Source organism: Pseudomonas triticicola (assembly GCF_019145375.1).
GTDB classification, from domain to species: domain Bacteria; phylum Pseudomonadota; class Gammaproteobacteria; order Pseudomonadales; family Pseudomonadaceae; genus Aquipseudomonas; species Aquipseudomonas triticicola.
Genome location: NZ_JAHSTX010000002.1, coordinates 686064 through 702269 on the forward strand (window position 1 = coordinate 686064; position 16206 = coordinate 702269).

The 16206-nt window shown below is 58.3% G+C and carries 19 protein-coding genes and 1 tRNA gene; 11 read left to right on the forward strand and 9 right to left on the reverse strand.

What is annotated here, in order from left to right; genetic code table 11:
* Positions 1-22: 22 nt before the first annotated feature.
* Genes KVG85_RS24975 through KVG85_RS24985 form a run of 3 tightly spaced genes read left to right on the forward strand, consistent with a single transcriptional unit; the run spans position 23 to position 3704 of the window.
* Positions 23-2383, forward strand: a complete 2361-nt coding sequence (locus KVG85_RS24975) for a PEP/pyruvate-binding domain-containing protein (protein ID WP_217865293.1) — start codon at positions 23-25, stop codon at positions 2381-2383.
* Positions 2380-2982: a gamma-glutamyl-gamma-aminobutyrate hydrolase family protein gene (locus KVG85_RS24980; protein WP_217865294.1), complete on the forward strand. Its 603-nt coding sequence runs from the start codon at positions 2380-2382 to the stop codon at positions 2980-2982. Before KVG85_RS24975 ends, KVG85_RS24980 begins: the two co-directional genes overlap by 4 nt.
* Positions 2979-3704: a phosphocholine cytidylyltransferase family protein gene (locus KVG85_RS24985; RefSeq protein WP_217865295.1), complete on the forward strand. Its 726-nt coding sequence runs from the start codon at positions 2979-2981 to the stop codon at positions 3702-3704. Before KVG85_RS24980 ends, KVG85_RS24985 begins: the two co-directional genes overlap by 4 nt.
* 68 nt (positions 3705-3772) lie before the next feature.
* On the opposite strand, the gene KVG85_RS24990 is transcribed toward KVG85_RS24985, so the two are convergent.
* The 3 genes from KVG85_RS24990 to KVG85_RS25000 form a co-directional block, all read right to left on the reverse strand.
* A complete protein-coding gene (locus KVG85_RS24990; RefSeq protein ID WP_217865296.1) occupies positions 3773-4474 on the reverse strand; it encodes a hypothetical protein in 702 nt (233 codons plus the stop codon).
* Between the two features lie 133 nt (positions 4475-4607).
* The gene (locus KVG85_RS24995) at positions 4608-5012 is read right to left on the reverse strand and encodes a GNAT family N-acetyltransferase (protein WP_217865297.1); all 405 of its coding nucleotides are present in this window, start codon (positions 5010-5012) and stop codon (positions 4608-4610) included.
* A 38-nt stretch (positions 5013-5050) separates the two neighbouring features.
* Positions 5051-5971, reverse strand: a complete 921-nt coding sequence (locus KVG85_RS25000) for a LysR family transcriptional regulator (RefSeq protein WP_122611838.1) — start codon at positions 5969-5971, stop codon at positions 5051-5053.
* A gap of 102 nt (positions 5972-6073) precedes the next feature.
* Between KVG85_RS25000 and KVG85_RS25005 the strand changes: the two genes are divergently transcribed.
* Positions 6074-7255 carry an aspartate aminotransferase family protein gene (locus tag KVG85_RS25005; RefSeq protein WP_217865298.1) on the forward strand — a complete coding sequence of 394 codons (1182 nt, stop codon included), beginning with the start codon at positions 6074-6076 and terminating at the stop codon, positions 7253-7255.
* Here the strand turns inward: KVG85_RS25005 and KVG85_RS25010 are convergent, their stop codons facing one another.
* The 4 genes from KVG85_RS25010 to KVG85_RS25025 form a co-directional block, all read right to left on the reverse strand.
* Positions 7256-7447, reverse strand: coding sequence for a type II toxin-antitoxin system Phd/YefM family antitoxin (locus tag KVG85_RS25010; protein ID WP_217865299.1), 192 nt, complete (start codon positions 7445-7447; stop codon positions 7256-7258).
* Positions 7448-7616: 169 nt separating this feature from the next.
* Complete coding sequence (locus KVG85_RS25015; RefSeq protein WP_217865300.1) at positions 7617-9536, reverse strand: alkaline phosphatase D family protein; 1920 nt, start codon at positions 9534-9536, stop codon at positions 7617-7619.
* A gap of 71 nt (positions 9537-9607) precedes the next feature.
* Positions 9608-10345 carry a hypothetical protein gene (locus KVG85_RS25020; protein ID WP_217865301.1) on the reverse strand — a complete coding sequence of 246 codons (738 nt, stop codon included), beginning with the start codon at positions 10343-10345 and terminating at the stop codon, positions 9608-9610.
* A gap of 100 nt (positions 10346-10445) precedes the next feature.
* Entirely contained in the window at positions 10446-10730 is a 285-nt protein-coding gene (locus tag KVG85_RS25025) for a hypothetical protein (protein WP_225926901.1), read from the reverse strand.
* A gap of 196 nt (positions 10731-10926) precedes the next feature.
* Here KVG85_RS25025 and KVG85_RS25030 point away from each other — a divergent pair, with 196 nt between their 5' ends.
* Positions 10927-11676, forward strand: a complete 750-nt coding sequence (locus KVG85_RS25030; protein WP_217865303.1) for a hypothetical protein — start codon at positions 10927-10929, stop codon at positions 11674-11676.
* Positions 11677-11711: 35 nt separating this feature from the next.
* On the opposite strand, the gene KVG85_RS25035 is transcribed toward KVG85_RS25030, so the two are convergent.
* Entirely contained in the window at positions 11712-12041 is a 330-nt protein-coding gene (locus KVG85_RS25035; protein WP_016773313.1) for a hypothetical protein, read from the reverse strand.
* A 221-nt stretch (positions 12042-12262) separates the two neighbouring features.
* On the opposite strand from KVG85_RS25035, the gene KVG85_RS25040 reads away from it, so the two are divergent.
* The 5 genes from KVG85_RS25040 to KVG85_RS25055 all read left to right on the forward strand — a co-directional run bounded on the left by KVG85_RS25040 (position 12263) and on the right by KVG85_RS25055 (position 14721).
* Positions 12263-12481, forward strand: a complete 219-nt coding sequence (locus KVG85_RS25040; protein WP_224789896.1) for a DUF6429 family protein — start codon at positions 12263-12265, stop codon at positions 12479-12481.
* A gap of 171 nt (positions 12482-12652) precedes the next feature.
* A complete protein-coding gene (locus KVG85_RS26030) occupies positions 12653-13009 on the forward strand; it encodes a DUF7079 family protein (RefSeq protein WP_225926923.1) in 357 nt (118 codons plus the stop codon).
* A gap of 166 nt (positions 13010-13175) precedes the next feature.
* The gene (locus KVG85_RS25045; protein WP_136492750.1) at positions 13176-13715 is read left to right on the forward strand and encodes a PAAR domain-containing protein; all 540 of its coding nucleotides are present in this window, start codon (positions 13176-13178) and stop codon (positions 13713-13715) included.
* Positions 13715-14437, forward strand: coding sequence for an N-acetylmuramoyl-L-alanine amidase (locus KVG85_RS25050; protein WP_217865304.1), 723 nt, complete (start codon positions 13715-13717; stop codon positions 14435-14437). Before KVG85_RS25045 ends, KVG85_RS25050 begins: the two co-directional genes overlap by 1 nt.
* Positions 14434-14721: a hypothetical protein gene (locus KVG85_RS25055; RefSeq protein WP_217865305.1), complete on the forward strand. Its 288-nt coding sequence runs from the start codon at positions 14434-14436 to the stop codon at positions 14719-14721. Before KVG85_RS25050 ends, KVG85_RS25055 begins: the two co-directional genes overlap by 4 nt.
* Before the next feature lie 213 nt (positions 14722-14934).
* On the opposite strand, the gene KVG85_RS25060 is transcribed toward KVG85_RS25055, so the two are convergent.
* A tRNA-Leu gene (locus KVG85_RS25060) sits at positions 14935-15019 on the reverse strand.
* 108 nt (positions 15020-15127) lie between these two features.
* Here KVG85_RS25060 and queA point away from each other — a divergent pair.
* Entirely contained in the window at positions 15128-16192 is a 1065-nt protein-coding gene (queA, locus tag KVG85_RS25065) for a tRNA preQ1(34) S-adenosylmethionine ribosyltransferase-isomerase QueA (RefSeq protein ID WP_016773315.1), read from the forward strand.
* Positions 16193-16206: the final 14 nt, after the last annotated feature.

Genomic DNA, 16206 nt, shown 5'->3' on the forward strand with positions numbered 1-16206 from the left:
ACCTCTATCAATGGAAGACGACATGCAGTCGATGACTTTAGCCAGTCCCTTCGAGTTTTCCGGTAAGGCCGGAACGCTGGAAAGCCTTGCCCCGTTTCTGAAAACCGGCCGGGTGCTGCCATTGCACCGGTTCACTGTTGCCAATTGGCGCAACAAGCCGCAGGCGATTCTGGATTACTGCGCTCGGCGCTTTGCCGATCAGCCGATGATCGTGCGGTCGAGCAGTCTCACCGAAGACCAGGACGGCACGTCTGGCGCCGGCATGTATGACTCGATTGGCAACGTGCGTGGGGTAGCGGCGCTGAAGCAGGCCATTGAACAGGTGATTGCTTCCTACGGAGAGGCCCGGGACTTCGACGAAGTGCTGATTCAGAGCATGGCCACCGGCGTGCTGGCCTCCGGGGTAGCGATGACGCGTGATCCGGAAACCGGCCTGCCGTATTACGTCGTCGATTATGTTCCCGGCGAGGGCACTGACGGCGTCACGGCCGGGACCGGCACCGTGCATTCGTTTGTCGCCATCAAGTCGCAATGTGGCGTAGAACCTGCGGCACTCAAAGGTTTGTTTGCATTGCTCGCTGAAGTCGAGGAACTGACCGAGCGCGATGCGCTGGACATCGAATTTGCCATCACTGCCGAGGGACCGTTGTTGTTCCAGGTGCGCCCGATGACCGGCGCCGGTGTTGAAAATATCGACACCCAAGCCGATTCAGCCTTGCGTGCGGTGCTCGACAGCGAAGTGGTGTTGCTTGAAGGCCTGGCGCGCAAGACTCGTCAGCCCGAGCTTGGCTTGAATGCCTTTCTGGGCTTGATGCCGGACTGGAATCCGGCCGAGATGATCGGTGTCAAACCAAGGCCGCTGGCCTATTCGCTGTACAAGGAATTGATCACCGATGTGAACTGGGCTTCGGCGCGGTTCCGTTATGGCTACCGTGACATGCGCAACAAACCGCTGATGTATCAGTTCAGCGGCTCACCGTACATTTGCATTCCCTACAGCGTCGAGTCGTTCATTCCGGCGACGTTGCCGCTGTCGATCGTCAACTCGGTGGTCAGCCACTGCTCTGAACACCTGGCAGCCCATCAGTCGCTGCATGACAAGATCGAGTTTTCCATCATCCCCACATGCTTTACCCCGCAACTGGCAGCGACACCGATCGAATCGATACCAGCGTTCAAGGGTTTGAACGCCACGCAGTGCGAGCTCTATCTGGGGGAATTGAGAAACGTCACCGAACACATTATCAGCGCCGACGGTCCGTTTTTCTCGGACCTGACCCGACTGCCGCGCATCGAGCAGAAAGCCGAACGGCTCGATCGCTACCATGAAAATGACGATCCGCTCCAGCGCCTGCGCCACGCGCTGGCGGACGCCAAGGTTGTCGGCGAAGTGTTTTCCGGCGTCGCGCGGGCGGCCTTCGTTGCCACCGCAGTGATCAAATCACTGGAAACCCAGCAGCGAATCCCGACGGGTTTCACCGACTGGATGATTGGCGGGGTAAACACCGTCGGCCGCAAGATGGCCGATGATTTCCGCATCCTTCACAAAGAAGCGTTCCTGCGTCTGCACGGCCATGTACGGCCAGGCACCTACGATGTGCGCGTGGCCCGCTACGACGAAAGCCCTGACGCTTATTTCGACTGGAACACCCCGTTGCAACGCGCTCACCGTGATGATGGGCCAAGGGTGATCAGCCGGGACATCCGTCAAGCCGTGCAACAGGCGTTCGACGAGTGCCAGTTCCGTGTGTCGGCGGAGCAGTTCTTCAAGTTTCTCGACGCTGCTGTCGCGGCCCGGGAAAAGGTCAAATACCTCTACGGAGCATTCGTCTCGCAGGCACTCAAGGCGCTGGCCGGGTGGGGTCAACAGCATCAACTGAGCCTTGATGAACTGAGTTTCGCCAAGCTGAGCGATTTCATCGGCAATCCGGAAGAGATCCGTCTGGAAACGGTGCGCGACAAGATCGCCAGCAACCGCGCGCGCTGGCAATTGACTCAGGGTATCCGTACCCCGGTGATCGTCTGCAAGCCGCAGGACCTGCTGTCCCATGCAATCGAGTCGTGTAATCCGAACTTCATCACCCGCAGTGCCACAGAAGCGCCGGTCGCGGTGCTGCGGGCAGAGGAAACCAGCAAGCGCGATATCGAAGGCTGCATCGTCCTGATCGAGAATGCCGACCCCGGCTTCGACTGGATTTTCACCCACCGGATCGCCGGTTTCATCACCGCCTACGGCGGGGAAAACTCGCACATGTCGATCCGCGCCCGGGAGTTCGCCATTCCTGCCGCCATCGGCGTCGGTGACGTCAAGTTCCGCATTCTGCTGTCGAGTTCGCGGCTGATTCTCGACTGTGCCGAGCGACGCATCCAGGTGCTGTCGTGACGTTGATTGCCGTGACCATGCTGCGCCTGTTCGACGCCTCGCGTGATGAATGGCGCGATGCGATTGATCAACGCTGGGCGAAGTTTCTCGCGCATTGCGCGCTACTGCCGTTGTACCTGCCGAACGATCCGCAGGTCAGTCAAGAGTTGCTGGAACGCCTGCAACCGGAAGGTGTGCTGTTGACCGGCGGTGGCAGTTGTCAGGCCCTGTCGGGCAGCGTTGATTGCCGGGATCAAACCGAAGCGATGTTGCTTGCATGGGCGCAACACAAGCAGTTGCCGGTACTCGGTGTGTGCCGCGGCATGCAAGTCATGCTGGCCGCTGCCGGGGGCATGCTGGAACGGGTTGCCGGCCATGTCGGCAGCCACGAAATCACATTTCGCGGTGTGAATCGGCGGGTCAATTCATTCCACGATTACGGTTTTTTGTCCGTAACGGCAGGCTACGAAATCGAGGCGCTGAGCGCGGACGGAGTGATCGAAGCGGTCAGCCATCCGGGCAAGCGCCATAGCGCAGTGATGTGGCACCCCGAACGTAATCCCCATTTTGACGATGCCGACATATCCCTGGTGCGGCAGGTTTTTGGAGTTTCACCATGAAGGCAATCATTCTCGCTGCGGGACGTGGCAGCCGCCTGGGATCGCTCACCGATCAGCGTCCCAAGGCTTTGGTCGAGTTCAACCAGACCCCGTTGATCGAGCGCACCGTGCGCACTTTGCGTGCCGCTGGCATCAGTGAAATCGGGATAGTCGCCGGTTATCGCAGCGAAATGCTTGCGCCGTATGCCGATCGACTGTTCATCAACCCACTGTGGAGCACTACGGGTATTCGCCAATCGCTGAGCGCGGCGCAGGAATGGCTCGAGTCGCAACCGTGCGTGGTCAGCTACGGCGATATCTTTTATTCACCGTCGCTGGTGCGCGACCTGATGCACAAGGACGAGGATATCGACCTCGGATACGACCCGCAGGCCGTCAAATTGTGGCAGCAGCGATTCGACAATCCGCTGGAGGATATGGAACGCTTCGTCATCGATAACGGACGTATTTGCCAGATCGGTCATCGTGCCGAGTCGCTGGAGCAGATTCAGGGCCAATACATGGGCTTGTTCAAACTCACCCCCGCCGGCTGGCAGGCGCTGAGTGCGCAATTGGCCGGGCTGACTGCCGAGCAGCGCGATCAGGTCGATATGACCTCACTGTTTTCGCGGGCGATCGAAGCAGGCGTGCGCGTTGCCGGGACACCGACACTGGCGCCGTGGGGCGAAATCGATTGCCCGTCCGATGTGCAGTTGTACCAGCGGATTTATCCACAGCTGTGATTCCCGCTGTCGGCAAAAAGCCCCATGTTGCATGACAGCATGGGGCTTTTTTCGTCTGGCGTGCCGGTTTACTGCGCGGCGATGCTGTAGCCATCAAACGCCGTCTGCGATTGCAGAGCGGTGATGATGTTCTTGCGGTTGACCGCGTGTTCGGTGCCGGCATTGTCGACGAAGGTTTCGCTGTCGAGCTCGGCTTCATCGCCTTCACCCACGAAAGTAAAACCGAGAAACTCCAGCGCCTCACGATCAATGCTCAGTCGCGAACGCGGCGTGCGCATTGGCAGGGTCACACTGGCGCCGTCCTTGCTGATGGTGAAGATTTCCACTTCTTTCTTTTTTGCAGCCTTGCTCTTGCCACCGCCCGGATTGCTGATCGCCTGATGGGTCTGATTCAGCACTTTCAGCGCCAGACCATAAACGATTTCCTGAAACGCCGGATCGTCCTTGAAGCTGGACAGAATGCGCCCGATCGAGAACTTGCTGCTCAGGTCTTCCAGCGCGGCGATGTCCGCTGCCTCGGCGTCTTTCAGGCGCTTGAGTTCGCCCATCAGCTCGTACGCCTTGTCGTCATCAAAGCTGTCATGCGCCTGACGGATCGCCGCACGCAATTCGCGGATCTGGTCGCTCTCGCGGGTCGACTGGAACGCGTCCAGGACCATCTCGCTGATGATTTTGGCTTGAGGCAGGTGTTGTGAAAGATTGATGGAGTTTTCGTATTCCGCTTTGGACGACTGGGTGACTACGGATTCAGCGGTGTTGAAATCGGACATTGAAATTTCACTACTTTTTAACTTGAGTTGAGACGAGAAAGCACGAGGTCTTTTTCAGGCCGACTAATTTAGGGGAGCGGGGCGGCGTTGTCACGGAGCAACGGTCTGGTGGTCGGGATTTTTCCACCGTGCGCTATTTGCGGCGCTGACGTTCCATGGCAATCACTGACGTCTCAAAACCCAGACTGGCAAAAAAAGCTTCAGCACCCTCGCGTCCAGCGCGTAGTACCCAAGTGATATCCGGGTTATCGCCCATGACGTGCTTGACCAATGCACGGCCGATTCCCTTGCGCCGATGCTGGTCATCGACCACCACCATCGACAGATAGCCGTTGGAGACCTCATCGGTAATTGCTCGAGCGAAACCGACGATTTGCTCGCCTAAGAGCGCAACAGCTGTACGCTGCGAATTGTGAATCAAGCGAGCAAAAGATTCGGCATCGCCAATGCGATGGCCCCAGCCATGCTGGCTGAGAAACAGCCTTGCCGATTCTGTTTCGCCGGGATGCAAGTCGCGCACGGTAAGGCTGTCGTTCATGGGATATTCAAGTCCTTATCAATTTCCATCGTGATCGATTACGGCCGGCCGACGTCAGGTTTTCCCCACGTACGCATCGCAAACTCGACAAACCGTCTCAGCTTCGGCAATCGGTAGCGATCCTGCGCATACAACAGATGCATCGGCCTGCTCGGCGGTTGGTAGTCCGTCATTACCCTGACCAGTTTGCCGTCGCGCAGATCCTGCTCCACCAGCGCGTCGGGCAGCATCATGATGCCCATGCCGTTGCGCGCTGCCTGGTGCAGACCGGCGGAGCTGTTGATCAGCATCGGCCCGCTGACGTCGACGAGGACTTCACCTTCCGGACCGCTCAGACGCCAGCGTTTTTCCACCGATTGCCAGTCATCCCCAGCCGGGTAGGCGAAGGACAGGCAATCGTGTTGCTGCAAATCCTGTGGCGTGTGCGGCATGCCGCGCCGCGCGATGTAGTCGGGGGAGGCGCAGACCGTCAGGGTGTAGTCGATCAGGGGGCGGGCGATCAGGTTGGATTGGTCGAAATTGCCCAGGCGGAATGCGACATCGAGGCCGTTCTCCAGCAGATCCGGACGGCTGTTGGTCAGTACCACGTCGAGCTTCACTTGCGGATACAGCAAGGAGTATTCGCTGAGGGCCGGGGTCAGTCGTTCGACGCCGAAGGTCAGTGGCGCAGTGATACGCAGCAAACCGCGCGGCTCGTCCGACGCTTGTTCGGCAAGGCGTTCGGAGTCGGCCACCAGGCCCAGCACTTCCAGGCAGCGCTGATAATAGACGCTGCCGAATTCGGTCAGGCGCTGGCGGCGCGTGGTGCGTTGCAGCAGTTGCACGCCGAGCCGTTGCTCCAGCGCGCGCAGATGATTGCCTACCATCGTCGTCGACATTTCGCACTTCGCAGCGGCGGCCGTCATGCTCCCGGTTTCCACCACTTTGACGTAGACGCCCATCGACTGAAACAAATCCATTATCAAGCTCGGCTTTTAAATGATTGAAGTTTTTCCGGGTTTATCCAGCTGAGGTGGCTAACCATACTGCAAAAACACCGACCTGCAATGGAGTTTCACGTCATGACCGCCGCCCTGATGAACACCTACCAACCACTGGCCCTGAGTTTCACCAAGGGCCTGGGCACGCGCCTGTGGGATCAGGCGGGGCGCGAATATCTGGACGCTGTTGCCGGTGTGGCAGTGACCAATGTCGGCCACTCGCATCCGCGCATTGTCTCGGCGATCAGCGAGCAGGCGGGATTGCTGCTGCACACCTCCAACCTGTACAGCATCGACTGGCAACTACAGCTGGCCAAACGGCTGACGGCGTTGTCGGGGATGGAGCGCGCGTTTTTCAACAACTCCGGCGCCGAAGCGAACGAGACGGCACTGAAACTGGCGCGCCTGTACGGCTGGCGCAAAGGCATCGAGCAGCCGCTGGTGGTGGTCATGGCCAACGCGTTTCATGGCCGCACCCTCGGCACGCTGTCTGCCAGCGATGGCCCGGCGGTGCGCCTGGGCTTCAACGAACTACCGGGGGATTTCGTCAAAGTGCCGTTCGGCGATCTCCCGGCGCTGGAGCAAATACAGCGCAAACACGGCGCGCGCATCGTGGCGATTCTGGTCGAACCGATCCAGGGCGAAAGCGGCGTACAAGTCGCACCGCCGGGTTATCTCAAAGCCCTGCGCGACCTGTGCAGTCGCCACGCTTGGCTGCTGATGCTCGATGAAATCCAGACCGGCATCGGCCGCACCGGGCAGTGGTTCGCCTTTCAGCACGAAGGCATCGTGCCCGATGTCATGACCCTTGCCAAAGGCTTGGGCAATGGCGTGCCGATCGGCGCCTGCCTGGCCCGTGGCCGCGCGGCGGATTTGTTCACCCCGGGCAGCCACGGCAGCACCTTCGGTGGCAATCCGCTGGCCTGCCGGGTCGGCTGCACGGTGCTGGACATCATCGAAGAACAAGGTTTGCTGGAGAATGCGCGGGTGCAGGGCGCACGGCTGCTGGAACGCTTGCGCGCCGAATTGGCAGACAACCCGAACGTGCTGGCAATCCGGGGGCAGGGCCTGATGATCGGCATCGAGCTGAAACAACCGGTGCGCGACCTGACGCTGATCGCCGCACGGGATCACGGCTTGTTGATCAACGTGACTCGTGGCAAGACCATCAGGTTGCTCCCGCCGTTGACGATTGATGAGCGCGAGGTAGGGATGATTGTCAGAGGGGTTGGACGGGCGTTGTCGTCAGCCCTATCTGCATAATCACTGCTGCGGAGTGTCTGGTAAGGACAGCGAATTGACTGTCCGCAAAAGTGACTCATAGTCAGTCAGGCCTATCATCACAACCGGTTCGGCACCGCGCCTGGTAATCAGCAACGGTTCGCGATCATTGGTTGCTTGGTCCATCGACAAGGCCAGGTGAGCTGTGGTTTTGCTGAAGGTGATGATTTGCATGATGTGGGCCTGCGAGTGGTTGGCACACAGCGAGGTCGACTGTGATTGCGCCCAGTATCACTTAAGCACTTCGGAGACGTTTCCGAGAGGCTTGTAATCCTTATCTGCTGTAATTGTCAGCAGGTGGAGTGCCCGTTGCCGGGCCCTCCACCTATGCTCAGATCTGGTTTCAGTCTGGCCCATCTCCCAACTCCGGCGCCAGCATCCTCGTCCTCTCCGCCCCATTCGAGTTGTGCTGAACAATCTCGCTCGGCTGCCCCTGTTCATTGAAAAACACCTGTCCGATCCCCGCCGAATTCCACAGCCGTTCCCCGGCCTCGGCATGTTCCGGCGTATACGGGACGATGCGCATCAAGCGGCGTTTGGTGAACCAGTTCAATGGCGAGCGCGGAGAGTAGAGCCAGCGGTTGAGGCGGTCGAACCATTCCAGCAGCGTTGGCGGGAATTCGTTCTTGATGCCGCTGCTGGTGATCTGCCAGATCCGTGGGCCGGCCTTGCGGTGGCGGATCAGGACTTCGTAGACGAAGGAATAATGCACATCGCCGGACAGTACCACGTAGTTTCCGGGTGTGCGCGAGTGTCGGAAAATGTTCAGGATCACCTGTGCCGCGCCGCGATGGGCCATCCAGTTTTCTGCGTCGACCAGCAGCGGATAACCGCACCAGCTGAACACCTTCTGCACGGTTTCAATCAGCTTCACGCCGAAGATCGGCGCCGGCGACACGATGATCGCCGAAGGGTGATCGAGCAGTTCCTGTTGCAGTTCGCTCAAGGCCTCCCAGTCGAGCAGGCCCGATGGTTGCTTGAGCGCCATCTCGCTGCGCCAGCGCCTGGTGCGCGTGTCGATCACCACCAGTGCCGGAGTGCTCGGCAGCACGAAATGCCACTGCTGAAAACGCAGCAACTGATCAATCAGATCGTCCTGCACCGGCATGTCCAGATAGCCGTCATCACCGCTGGCGCTCAGTTGCGCGGTCTGCTCCAGTACGTCCTTGAAGGCATCCGGATTGTTGCCCCAGCCCTGACACAACAGATAAGCAATCAGCGCGTTGCCGATGATGCGCTTGGAGAACGGATGGCCGTAGGCGGTTTCCTCCCACTGCGCAGAAAGATTCCAGTCATCGGTGATGTCGTGGTCATCGAAAATCATCAGGCTCGGTAGATGCACCAGCGCCCGCGCGACGTTGCCCAAGCCCGCCTTGAAGGTATCGATGCGCGTCTGCTCGAGGTTGTAGCGCTTGCGGCGTTCCGGCGTCAGCGTCGGCGCGCTCGGATTGATCAGCGACCACGGCGTCGGCGACCACACCAGCATGTACATGGCCATGACTTCGGCGAATGTCACCAGGTGATTGTCGGCGCTGCTGCTGGTGAAAATCGGCTTACGCGCGCCACCGAAAAATCGCTCGCGCAAGGTCTCGTTGCTCTCCAGCGCCGGTAACAAATCCGCACGGTGGTAGTAGCTGGCCGGGTGCTCATAGAGCTTGGCGCTGTCGCTGACCACGGCACCGTCAAGGTGCTCATCGAACAGACCCAGACGCTCGATCAAGGCATGAATCGCCCGCAGCATCGGCCCGGCGACGTCGTCGGCATAGACCTGATCACCACTCATCATCAGCAGCGCCGGGCGCCGTTGCGCATCGGTTTCGTCGGCCAGCAATTGATCGACGCAGAGCAAACCATCGGTTGCCGGATGATGCGGCTTGCGGCAGGAACCGTGGAGCAATTGCTCGATCCGCGAACGCACGACGAGGTTCGCGCAGGTGGCACCGGGATAAAGCAGGTGCGGTGCCCACTCAGCCATACCGATGGCGTCATCGATCAGCAGGTCGTAATCGATAAACGTGTCGCAGGGCAGGGTGCTTTCGAGTTGAACGTCGATCAGATGCACGAACGCATGACGGCCTACGGCAATGACCGTGCATTTCTCTGAGTCGAGCGGAATATCTCCTACACCTTGCAGGCGCAAGGTCAGCGTCAGTTCACGCGAGCCCACCAGCCACAGCACCACGCGCGTCGGCTCCAGCCGCCGCAGCAACGGGCCGGCCAGTACAGGAGGCAGCGAGTTAAGGTCATCGGGTGTTGAAAACATCGAGGGCAAAGCTCAAGGCGCACAGGCCGGCGATGATAGCGCAGCCGGCGCCTTGATCCCTTAAATCAGCCTTAAGAGTCGGCTTTTTGCAGTTTCAGCGCCAGCAAACGCCATTCACCGGCCGTTGCATCAACCCGTGGCAGCTCTTGTACAGAACAATCGAAACGGTAGGTGACATCGTCGCCATTCATGTTGCGCGCAGTGACGCTGTTGCTGAAGCTGTAGACCTGATCCTTGAAGCGATGGCTGACCAGCGCTTTGCTGTCGGCAAAACGCGCCGACGCGGGATAGCGCAGGGTGCTGGTGACAAACGGGCTGCACATGACATACGCGATCATCGACTTGTCGGCCTGTGCGTCGCCGCGCAACTTCTTGTTCAGTGCAGCCAGGGCCATGCGACCCTCGTAGTCGCTTTGATTCAGCACGGTCTGTACCGGCATCGATTTCGGCGACCGGCTGGCGTAATTCGGCAGCAGTGCGGAGTCGGCGGGAGAAGGCTTGTCGTCCGCCTCGATGGCAGCAAAAGCCGGCGCATCTTTCAGCTCGGTGACGGGCGTGACTGCCTCGGCTTCAGGCAACACAGAGGTCGACTCGACGACTGGCGTGTTTTCCGCCTGCGCCGCCTCGCGATCGAACGACGAAGGAAACAGCGAAAAGGTGATCGACAACATCACCAGCCCGACAATGAACCCACCCGCCGCGCCAACGATGTTGCCGTAGAAAATATTCCAGCTGCCGCGGTTCTTCACCACCCAGCGCCACATGAAACCCCAGACAGCGACGAACGCCAGAAAACGCAGAAACTCCATTTGATCCTTTCCTTACCTTTCAACAATCCAAGCGCGGCGCGAGACGATCAGCAAGCCCCGACGATGCGCGGCAAGATAGCAAAATAGACGCGCCGTCCGGCTACGGTTGCGGAAAATAATTCGCCGCCAGAAAAATCAACGTGATCATCCCGGCGGCAAAGCCACAGGCGCCCGCGAGCAGTTGACGTGCAACCGGATGCGCCGGCTGACGACGCTTGGCGATCCACAACCACACACCCGCCAGAACGCCCGCGCTGGTCATGAACACCACCAGGCTGTTATGCAGCCCCGGCGCTGCCATGGTGGTGCCGAACAGCCCGTCATAAAGCAGTGTGAAGACAATGCCCGCGACCACAGCGCTGCCCGCTCCGGCAAGGTTCGCCATCAACAAATTCCACTGCCCGCGCTGTCGCACTACCCAGAACCACATTGCAGCCATGACTACTAAACACAACACAGCATCCATCGGATTTCTTTCCTGGCTACGAGACAGAGGCGGCAACTTGCTCGCCTGTAGAGAGTGGACGGCAAGATAGCAAAATAGTAGCGTCGCGCCATGCCTTCTCTGTAATGGACTACCCATGTTTTCCACAACCCGTTTGCTGCAACTGCTCGGCGCTCTCACCCTTGCCGTCTCCATTACCCCAGCCTTCTGCTTCGCAAAAGAACACCCGCAAGCCAGCTGGAATTACTACCTCGCCAATTGCCAGCGGATGCAGGAGACAATCGCCGACGTCCAGAGCGGTCGCGTTTCCGCTGCCTATGCACTAACGTCCGGCCTGCAAGACAGCCTCGCCTCCATGAACGAGCGCCGCCTTAACCTGCTCCCGCAACACCTCGACTCCAGCGAGTACGCCCACTGCGAAAACGTCGCCGCCCACGCCGAGGCAACCCTGGCCCAAGGCAAAGCCGAGTTCGCCGCGCAAATGCAACGCGGTGTGGAGGAGGGCAGAATTGCGCACCAGAACTCCCTCGCCTACCAACGCGCCCGTTCCCTCGGCTACAGCGACGTCGGCGACATCTCTTTCCTGAAACTGCACGAAGACACCGACGGCGAAGCCCGCCTGAAAACCATGCTCATCACCGTCGACGAAATCTGCGGCCAATACTTCCGCGCCACGCAATATGTGAAGCCGTATGTGATCTACACCGTGCGCCCGTCGGATGGCGGCTGTGGCGAAGTGAAGCGTGTGGCGATAGTTGGCGGAGGGCAACCAGAGAAGGGCGACTACATTGATCCCAATGGCGAATTTCAATACATGGGCTGGAAACAACTGGTTGGCGCTGACGGCTTCCCAACGGATATTCGAGTACTGAAAGCGCGTCGCTGATCGGACGAGATAGCGGCATGGCTGTAGCGCGGCACTCAAAGAATGTCGCGCAAATACCCCTTCAGCGCGAGCAGCGGCTGACCCAGTTGCTCCACCGATCGCGCCTGAGCCAACTCCGCCGACAACTTGCGCAACTCCCGCCCCAACGGCTTCTCGACCCCGCCCAAAGCATCCAGCGCCAGGTTCAGGCATTCGTTCATCTTGAACTGAATGGCCTCGACATCGCCGCGTTTCACCAGTAACTCGAAGACGTCTTTCTGATAATCGCCCATGACCATGTCATCGCGCAGGATCGGGCTCAGGCCTTCTTCTTCGTAGGCAAGTTTGAGGGAGAAGAGGGCGACGGTTTCCAGTGAGGTTTCCATGGGGATGTCTGTCAGTGAAGGTGGAAGGTTTGAAACCAATGCGCGAAACGCCAGAGGAGCTTTGCCGTGCGGGCGTGATTATACGGGCGGGGATCGCAGTCGAGGCAACCAGCAATCGGGCATCTAAACCCAAGAGCTCGCGCCGCATTGACATCCACTTTGATACGACGCTTTGATTACAAACACTGAACATCAGCGGAGTGACCATCATGGAATACGACATGAAACTGATCGACGACGCCGTCCTTGCTCTCCTGGCAGCCTATAGCTCCGACGCCGGCAATGCGTGGAAGGGCTATGACTTCGAGATCATGAACCGCTTGCACGAACAGGGTTTGATCAGTAATCCGGTGAACCGGAACAAATCGATATGGTTGACGGAGGAAGGGTTGGAGCGGGGGCGGGAGATTGCTGGGCGGATGTTTGGGGCTAAGGAATAGGTTGGGCAAGCGCCCGATTCTGGACTTGAGCTGTTGCTCGGTAAGATGACATCAGTTTTGGCCATGACTCGCCATGGCGATATGCATACGATTGTCGTCGGTGCGGTTACATGCAGATCTGCAGACGAAACGGTAGCGAGTTACTGGATAAGGAATCGGAGGATTTTTGCATTGGGACATCTTCTGAGTGAACCACAACTGACCAAGGTCAGAGATGCCTTATCAGAGCCTTTCAATCATTTCCCCACTGATTACGACTACGTCGTTCGACAGCTCGAGGGCCTTGAGCCAGCGGTGCTCTACAAGATTTTTTACTCAGAAGTAGCACCAGTTTGCTTCACAAACATTGCTGCAGTTCTGCCCACTGTATGGACTGGGTTCGACCCTGATTGGCTCAGATCCGAGATAGAGGAGAGGCTCGCGGCGCGACGGCGCAATTGGTTTCGCAGGCAGTACGACAGATTATTGGTGCGTTGGTTGGAGTACAACTATGACTACATGTGGAAAGAGATAGCGTCCAGGCTATAAGGCCGGATTTACGAGTTAGGTGGAACACATTTGGTGTCCCGCGATTGGTGATCTGGCTAGAGTATCTTTGGTGTCAGCGATCCGGTGATTCCTACCTAGGTCGAGACTGAGATGGCCGAGTCTGATAAGTTCTGCGTTCCCAGGCGATCATGACAAGGAGTCAATAATGCCAAAGCCCGCAGCACGTTTAACCGATCCCACCAGTTGCCCAATGCCAGGACATGGCGCCAAAGCCATCGCTTCAGGCTCTGCTGATGTTTTCTTCGATGGACTTGCTGCCGCTCGTAAAGGTGATACCTGCACATGCGGCAGCGCATTGGTTTCAGGTGTATCAGCGACCGTTTTTATCAATGGTAAAAACGCAGCTCTGGTTGATTCCGTTGGTACGCACGGTGACGTAGTAGTCGGCGGCTCCGGCACCGTAATCATCGGGGATTCGCATACGCCTGTTCCGTTCGAGCCTCCACTTCCTCTTGCGATCCAGAAGACCTACGGCCAGGCCTTCAGCATCACCGACAGCGAAACGGGCACTCCGTTGGCTTTCCGTGACTTTGTGGCGACAGTCAACGGTGTAGAAACCACGGGCGTAACCGATGCCAATGGAATTGCTCACGTAAAAACACCGACTCCCGATGCGAAGATTTCACTGCACGTCATGTTCAGCGCTCCGGCTCGGACGCTCCATGAGCTGGCGGAGGGGGCTTGATGACCAATCTATTCGCAACTCAAGCGACCGCCCAAGAAATCAAGCCCGGCGAGTTCATGTGTCCGATACCGATTACCGTCAATGATCGAGCGGCAACGCGTGAAGCGATCATCAAGAAGGTCCGTTCACTAAACACCACGTTCGTAGAGCGATCCTCGTGGGGAGCGGTGAAAGGCAAGCCGGATATGGTGATGGATTGGGATTACACCATGATCGCCCTGCATCACGCCGGTCGAAGCCACAGCTGTACACCCGGTGTAGAGCAGATGCAGGAAATCCAGAAGGGGCACCTAAGCCAGAAATACGACGATATCGGCTACCACTTCGGTATTGATTGCACCGGGCAAGTTTATGAGGGGCGCGACATACGCCTTCAAGGTTCGAGTGTCCTGAAATTCAATACAGGCCTGATTGGCATTGTTTTATTGGAAAACCTGACGACACCGGAGGAGGGCGGGGATTGGGTCGCCAAGGGCCGTGTTGCGCTTGATAGCCTCGGATACAGCACGACCAACGTGATACCTGCTGCCCAAATCACTGCGCTGATGCATCTGATCGATGCGCTGAAGAGTGTGTTTGTGATCAAGCATTTTGGCGGGCATCGGGAATACCCAGGCCAAGCCTCTGAAGGCAAGATCTGTCCCGGAAACATCGGCATGGAGTTGGTCAGGAATCTCAGAGCAAAAACTCAACTACTCCCACCTCCGGCACCGCAAGAATGAAGAAGCTGATTGCCCTGATTGTTTTGGCTTTGGTGACTGTGCTTTACGTTGGGTATTACGAAGCGCTAGAAGACGGAGACATCGAAACCATCCTATTCATCAAGAAGCATCCGACGTTTCAGATGGAGTTTTACAACATCCACGCCAATGACGGGGAGATTCGACAAGTCGAGCGACTCACGGAGCAGGAGCGTAAATGGATCATTGACTACTGCAGGTATCGGCTTGGCATCGACACCGATCTGAAAACACAAAACGATGTTGAGATCTGCAGGAAAAAATAGCTTGTTGGGATAAAGAGAGGGCCTCTTCGCAGGCCTTTTCTCATCGAGCGCTAATTGCTCAGCCTTATGCTTGGTTATCCATGCTTCCAGCGTCTCGGGATTGGCCTCCTTGGTGAGCCCAAGCCTAAGCGCCTCACATTGGCAAAAGCCGACCTCCACTTTCCTACGGACGAAAAAAAAGGCCCTGCTTTCGCAAGACCTTTTTCTCTGTGTTGGTGCCCCGAGGGAGACTCGAACTCCCACTCCTTTCGAAAACGGATTTTGAATCCGCCGCGTCTACCAATTCCGCCATCAGGGCTCAATGGCGGCGAAGTATAGAGAGGTGATTACCGTTGGTCAATCACGTTTCATGGTCAATTTTCGATATTTCCGCTAGACTTTCCGGCCCTGCTAGACGAACCCCATCATGCGCGTTGCTGACTTTACTTTCGAGCTTCCTGATTCGCTGATCGCCCGCCATCCGTTGGCCGAGCGTCGCGGTAGTCGCCTGCTGACCCTTGATGGGCCGAGCGGCGCCCTGGCACACCGTCAATTCACTGATTTGCTTGAGCATTTGCGCCCGGGCGATTTGATGGTGTTCAACAATACCCGGGTGATTCCGGCGCGGCTGTTCGGGCAGAAAGCGTCCGGCGGCAAGCTGGAAATTCTCATCGAGCGCGTGCTCGATGCGCACCGCGTGCTGGCCCATGTGCGCTCCAGCAAGTCGCCCAAGCCGGGTTCGAAGATCCTTATCGACGGTGGTGGCGAAGCCGAGATGCTCGCGCGTCATGACGCGTTGTTCGAGCTGGGTTTTGCCGAGGAAGTCTTGCCGCTGCTCGATCGCGTCGGGCACATGCCGTTGCCTCCTTATATAGACCGCCCGGATGAAGGCTCGGATCGCGAGCGTTATCAGACCGTGTATGCCCAGCGTCTGGGCGCGGTGGCAGCACCGACGGCGGGGCTGCATTTCGATGAGCCGTTGATGCAGGCGATTGCTGCCAAGGGCGTCGAGACTGCGTTCGTGACGTTGCACGTCGGCGCGGGGACGTTTCAGCCGGTGCGTGTCGAGAAGATCGAAGATCACCACATGCACAGCGAGTGGCTGGAAGTCGGCCAGGATGTGGTCGATGCGGTGGCGGCGTGCCGTGCGCGTGGCGGTCGGGTGATTGCGGTCGGCACCACCAGCGTGCGTTCGCTGGAGAGCGCGGCGCGCGATGGTGTGCTCAAGCCGTTCAGTGGCGACACCGACATCTTTATCTATCCGGGCCGGCCATTTCATGTGGTCGATGCCCTGGTGACCAATTTCCATTTGCCGGAATCCACGCTGTTGATGCTGGTTTCCGCGTTTGCCGGTTATCCCGAAACCATGGCCGCCTACAAGGCCGCCGTGGAAAACGGCTACCGCTTTTTCAGTTACGGGGATGCGATGTTCATCACCCGCAATCCCGCTCCAACTGCCCCTGAACAGACAGGCCCAGAGGAAACAGAATGAGTCGCGAATGTCGA